Here is a 6,019-nt window from a genome sequence, read left to right as displayed (position 1 = left end):
TACTGTAATTTTCTTTGAGAAACTTTAATTTATCCATATCACTTTCCTGTTTTGATATTTTAGAGGATGTCACAGGTAAAATTGCGCCATAGTAATTGTTTTCGCCAGTATAGTTAGGACAGGCTTCTAAACAGCACCCGCACATCAGACATTGTGATGCTTCATATTCAAATTCTAGATTATCCTGATTAATACGTGATTCTTCTTCAAGCCATTGGCGGGAATTTTTAATGTTTTCAAACATTGAGGTTCTATCGACAACCAAGTCGTTTACAACAGGAAACTTGCTTAAGGGTTCTATTGTAATCTTATGCATTTTTTTGGTTGTTGCTTCTTCATTCACAAATGTTTTGCATGCAAGCTTTGGCAAACCATTTATTATCATTGAACAACTTCCGCACAGTCCTTGAAGGCAACTGGACATGTTTCACATTGATTCTTTCTAATAGAGTAGTTACCGGAATGTTGAGATTGCCTTCATAAGTATATTCCTTCATGCCTTTTGAGGTTTTTATAATTACGGTTATTGACTCCATTTTTACCAGCTCATTCTCTCCTCTGTATCGTTGAATGTAATTTTTAATTCATCATTGTCAAATGATATCACGGTTGTTTTTAGGTATTCCTCATTTGTTTCGGGATAATCTAATCTTTGATGTGCGCCTCTGCTTTCTTTCCTTGCTAATGCTGATGATAGCATTGCTTTTGCAATATCTATCAGTGATTTTAATAAAATGTAATCATAATAGCACCCATGGCTGTTTACATGAATTGTTTCAAGGGAATCCAGTTTATTCAATCCTTCTTTTAGTTCACTTTCCGTTCTGTAAATCCCCATGGTTCTGTTCATTATATTTGCAATTTCTTCTTCAATTTCATATGATGAAATGTTGTTGGCCTCTTTTTGCAGTTCCTTCCAATTTTCATAGGCGTCATATTCGTAGTTTAATATTTCATATTCTTCAAAACTATTATTTTCACATGAAATTTCTTCCAATTGATCAGCCACTACCCATCCACCGTGTATGGCTCCAAGCAATGAATTTCCTCCAAGACGGTTGGCGCCGTGGTACTGTGAAGAGCATTCTCCAATAGCGAATAAATTCCTAATATTGGTTTTATGAGCATCGTCTGTACGTATGCCTCCCATGAAGTAATGGACGCCCGGATAAACTGGAATTGGCTCACGAGTAGGGTCAAGATTTAAATAGTTCATACAAACATCATAAACCTCATCAAGCTTAGTTTTGACGGTTTTTTCATCCAAGTGAGTTAAATCCAAATAAACCTTATTTTCACCATCAATTCCCATGTTATCTTCATGACATACTCGGTATATGCTTCGAGATACAACATCGCGAGGCATTAAAGCACCCTGTTCAGGATACCATTCTTCCATGAAATACCATTTTTCACCATTGCGCAAAGTATATAATCTACCACCTTCTCCACGGGCGGCTTCAGTAATGAGCATTCTTTTAACAGGGGTTTCTATGGTTGTTGGATGGTACTGTATCATTTCCATATTGGCTAATTCAATACCCTGATGCAATAATTTCCCACTTACAAATCCATCATTGTGCAGGGATCCGCTGATTTTTCCAAAAACCTTATTCATGCCGCCGGATGCTATAACAACAAAATCAGCATAAAAATCTCTTATTTCCTCTGTATTTTCATTAATCATAACCACGCCACGACAGACTTTATTATCGTCCAATATCAATGATAAGAATCTCCAACCGATGTATCTTTTAATTTTTTCTTTATATTCCCATTTCCTGCATTCAGTGTTGATTGCTGTTAGAATCTGTTTTCCTGTTCTTGCACCGGCATAAGCTGTTCTCATCTTCTTTTGGCCACCAAAGTACCTGACATCCACATTGCCGTCGTCATCTCTTGTGAAACTTGTTCCAAGTTTGCTTAACCAATCAATTATTTCTGGGGCATCATTTGTTAGTTTTTCCACGGCATTATGGTTGTTGATATGTTGTCCTGCATTAATGGTGTCTGTATAATGTTCATTTACAGAGTCATCTTCTCCTTTAGTGTTTAATGCGGCATTTATTCCGCCCATTGCCATTACTGATTGGGATCGTTCTGAATGCGCCGGTGAAAATAATTTCACGTGCATATTTTTGTTGGCGGATTTTACGCTACAGGTCAGTCCTGCAAGACCTGCACCAATCACTATAATTTCTTTTACCATAAAATCAACTCTTTCATAGAATATAATATGATAGTTCTGTTAGGAACAATAATGTGAATATTATAATTAACAGGATTCTGATAACTTTCCTGCATTTGTCATAATCATTTTTTTCAACTAAAAATCCAAATGAGACCAATAATCGTGGAATGCTTATTTGCAAATGGATGAATAATGTTATAAAGAATAATGTGTCGATTGTTAGATGAGTAATTTGCCAATTAAAATTTGGAATATATGCTGGAAGATAAATGTATGATAAAACATGTGCTACAATAAAGATGATTATAAATATCCCACTGATTGCCTGAACTATCGTATCCTTATTGATATTGGCATATACATGTATTTTTCGCTGTTTAATCTTGTCTTTGATGAATAGATATAGACTTATAATTATATGGGCTATAACAAAGAATAATAGTACTTCACCGGTTACAATAGTATTTGGAGTGTATTCAATTAATCCAGCTAGTAACAATCCTGTTAATAAAGCATGAGATACAAGTATTAAAATTATTATTATGACTAATAGTGAATTTAATTTTCTTAATTGAAACATTGTTAATTATTTATTGTCATGTTAATTAATTAATTTTTGTATTCATGATGTAGTCTCTTAAAATTAGCAATATTTAATAGATATCTAGTCAAACAGTTATTCTTTTTTATCAGAGTTTATTAGTTCAAATCGATAAGGTTGCGAACTATATCACCATTTTATACGAATTATTCGTATTATTTTAGTGTTTTCTTTATATGAAATTGTTTTTAAAAATTAGTTTTGAATCTTTATATTTGGATTCTCTTTCTATCATATTAAGTTGATATTGTAACATTTTTTGCTAATACAATAAATAAGAGGGTAAACATGGTAATTTCATAAGGTCATACACTTGTAGGTGCAAGGAAGAGTGGTGGAATAGTTATACAGAATACAACGGCGAAACTGATCTTGCATCATAATTTATCTACTAATCTAGACCACACGGATAATGGATAATGAACTGATATCTGCATTGGAATCGTGAAAGTAGGTGGAACATATCATTACTAATGTTAGAATAATTCCAACTATTGATTTGTTGGTTATTAAAGAAATTCCATGTGCTATTTTCGATGCCATGTAATATATTTTTGATTTCAATTTAGTTAAATATAACTAATTAATTATAAAAATGAAAAGGTTTTTGGAGGCAGATAAATAATATTGTCTCTTTTTTCAATTGTAGTGGTTGTATTTGAAATTATTATTCCATAATCTGCATTGTAGCGTTCAATTGCTGAAGAAATTTGTCTTTTCTTTTTTTTACCCATGCTCACTTCTATTGGTATTGCCTTTTGGAATTCCCCTTGAATTATAAAATCAACATTTGTCTTGTCTTCTGGATCATAATAAAGCGTGAAATAGTTTCCATCTTCATTGCTTAGATAGAATAATGTTGATGCAACGAGATTTTCCATCAAAACTCCAAGATATGCTTTTTTGTTCAAATTCAGATTGCCTATAGATGAGGTTAAGATGTGCTTTATGCTGGATGTTGCAAAGAAATACTCCCATGATTTTATGGATCTTTTAGGTGATGCAATATGAGGTTCACAATGGAATATCAATTGGGTTTTTTCTAAAATGTCAAGAATGTTTCGAATGTTTCCTTTTGAAGTTCCAAGATATGTTCCCATCTTTTCCTGAGAAATGTCTCCCGGCTTTTGAAGAGCCAAAAATCTCAATAGCCGATTGGCATGTGTTTGGCTGTCTGAAGTTATTGAAGATATTGTTCCCATATCATGGGATATAACTTTTTTAACCATTCCTGTGATATTTTTACAGATTATATAGGGATTGGTTTCAAATAATGATGTTGGAAAACCTCCATATTTCAAGTATTCATCCCAATCGATTGTGGAATATCCTTTTAAGTTAATTAAATCCTGATTTATTTGTTGTTCGCATATGATGGCATCTTCAACTTCACCAGCAAATATTAACTTTTTAAGGGAAGCTGAAGTATTGCCTGCATTGTAATTGTATTTTAATTTTAGGTGTTGGCTGTAGTTTAGCGGTGTTATATTCTGTTTAAGCAATCTTCTTGCGGAATCTGCATCGTATTCAAGGTTTAATGCTGATGAACCTGTAAAAATCATGAATATGTTCTTGGTTTTGTCAAATATTAATTTTCCAGATAATGCCCAGTTTTTATCATATTGTGATTCATCGATAAGTAAAAATATCTTTTTATCCAATCTTCTTAATGTAGTGTTGTGATATGTTTCTAAAAATTGCTTAACAACATCAATGATTTTGAAATCAATTACGTCATTTAAGTTTTCACAAGAAATGAACAATATTTGGTTCGGATTGATGTTTTTGGATTTGAATAGGTATTCATAGGTTTGATATAATAATGTTGTTTTTCCTACACCTCTTAATCCTGGAAGTGCAAAATATCGATTAGGGGTTGTTTTTTCTAAAAACTCATTAATATGATGTTTAATAAAATCAAACTATTTTCTATATTCGAAATTTCTGCCATTTAAAGTTAATTCATTATTTAAAATATTTGGAATGTCAGATAATTCTTCTTTAATGTAATCGCTGATAATTTCCTCTTTATCATACATATAAAATCACATCTGGAAAAAATATTTAATTACTTGGTTAAATATTTGACCATATAATATATAAATATGCGGTCAGATAATTGACCAATATATTCTTGCTATAATTAACAATATAAACTTCATTAACAATAAACATTTGCCATCTGCGACTCTATGAAAAAACATAACTGTGATTGTGGAAAAATAGTTAGACAATTCAGATAATATTGAATTTTTATTTATATTTGCATTTCAAAAATTTTATAATTAGCAGAAAATAAATTTTTTATTAGAGTTTTGTGGTTCAAATCGATAAGGTTGCGAACTATATCATACGTTTTATACGAATTATTCGTATTTTTCACATGCTTCTATATGGATAGATTCCCTTTTCACCATCTTTTGAGAATTGGTTCGGAAATTTCGTATAATCCATCATTTAGTATTATAAGGCCTTGATTTTGAAGATTATTTAGATAGTTGCTTAATGACCCTGTTGATATTCCAAATTCATTTGCTATGTCTATTCTGCGCAGGGGCCTTTCAAGCAGGATAATGATTATTGTCTGCTCTCTAAATGATAATCTTGTCCATATATTTATTAAATGTGAACTTATGGCCTGAATTTTTTTATCAAATTGAATTTTTATGGCATAATCATCTAATTGTTGATTGATTGGCAATAGTGCTGCGAAGATATTAACGTATGAAGGGATTCCTGATGTGCATTTGTAAAATCTGTCAAAACCGTCATCAGTAAATTTTATGTAGGGGGCCTTTTCAGATAAATAATTCCTAACGGTTTCTTTTTCAAATGGATTTAGGTGCATTGAAATCATTCTTCCACCAAAGGCTCCATTTTGACTTGCAATTTCGGAGATTAATTTATCCTGCATGCTCATTGATCCAGAAAATATGTATGCAACATTTCTTTGATTTTGAATATAACTTCTCAATTTCCATAAAAATGATTCTCTGTAGTCATTTAATTCTCTTATGAGTTGAAATTCATCGATGAAAATTAAGACACCTTTTATTTTGTTGTGATTTTTCTCATATATTTTTTCGGGCAAATCCAATACAAAATCCATAAGCTTTTCTTCGTTTGTCTCTTTTGAAAAAACCGGTAGGGGTATTTTGTCAATTTGTATGAATTCTTTGATTTTAAAGTCATTTGATTTAAAATATTTTTCTATTTGCTTATCTAGT

7 protein-coding genes are annotated in these 6,019 nt (G+C 31.6%); all 7 read right to left on the bottom strand.

Annotation, left to right across the window (positions count from 1 at the left end):
• The coding region (locus tag QZU75_RS12350) for a 2Fe-2S iron-sulfur cluster-binding protein (protein ID WP_296884119.1) at nucleotides 1-385 on the bottom strand (385 nt) is incomplete at its 3' end.
• Nucleotides 336-536, bottom strand: coding sequence for a hypothetical protein (locus tag QZU75_RS12345; protein ID WP_296884117.1), 201 nt, complete (start codon nucleotides 534-536; stop codon nucleotides 336-338). The genes QZU75_RS12345 and QZU75_RS12350, both read right to left, overlap by 50 nt.
• Nucleotides 537-538: 2 nt before the next feature.
• Nucleotides 539-2,209 (bottom strand): FAD-binding protein, encoded by a 1,671-nt coding sequence (locus QZU75_RS12340; RefSeq protein ID WP_296884115.1) that lies wholly within the window; start codon nucleotides 2,207-2,209, stop codon nucleotides 539-541.
• Between the two features lie 13 nt (nucleotides 2,210-2,222).
• Nucleotides 2,223-2,771 (bottom strand): hypothetical protein, encoded by a 549-nt coding sequence (locus QZU75_RS12335; RefSeq protein ID WP_296884114.1) that lies wholly within the window; start codon nucleotides 2,769-2,771, stop codon nucleotides 2,223-2,225.
• 417 nt (nucleotides 2,772-3,188) lie between these two features.
• Nucleotides 3,189-3,335 carry a hypothetical protein gene (locus QZU75_RS12330; RefSeq protein ID WP_296884112.1) on the bottom strand — a complete coding sequence of 49 codons (147 nt, stop codon included), beginning with the start codon at nucleotides 3,333-3,335 and terminating at the stop codon, nucleotides 3,189-3,191.
• Between the two features lie 44 nt (nucleotides 3,336-3,379).
• Nucleotides 3,380-4,693 carry an ATP-binding protein gene (locus QZU75_RS12325; protein WP_296884120.1) on the bottom strand — a complete coding sequence of 438 codons (1,314 nt, stop codon included), beginning with the start codon at nucleotides 4,691-4,693 and terminating at the stop codon, nucleotides 3,380-3,382.
• A gap of 509 nt (nucleotides 4,694-5,202) precedes the next feature.
• The coding region (locus QZU75_RS12320; RefSeq protein ID WP_296884110.1) for an ATP-binding protein at nucleotides 5,203-6,019 on the bottom strand (817 nt) is incomplete at its 5' end.

The sequence above is a fragment of the uncultured Methanobrevibacter sp. genome (assembly GCF_902764455.1).
Classification (GTDB): Archaea; Methanobacteriota; Methanobacteria; order Methanobacteriales; family Methanobacteriaceae; genus Methanocatella.
The sequence above is the reverse complement of the archived record's forward strand: the minus strand, read 5'-3'. Positions and strand labels throughout refer to the sequence as shown.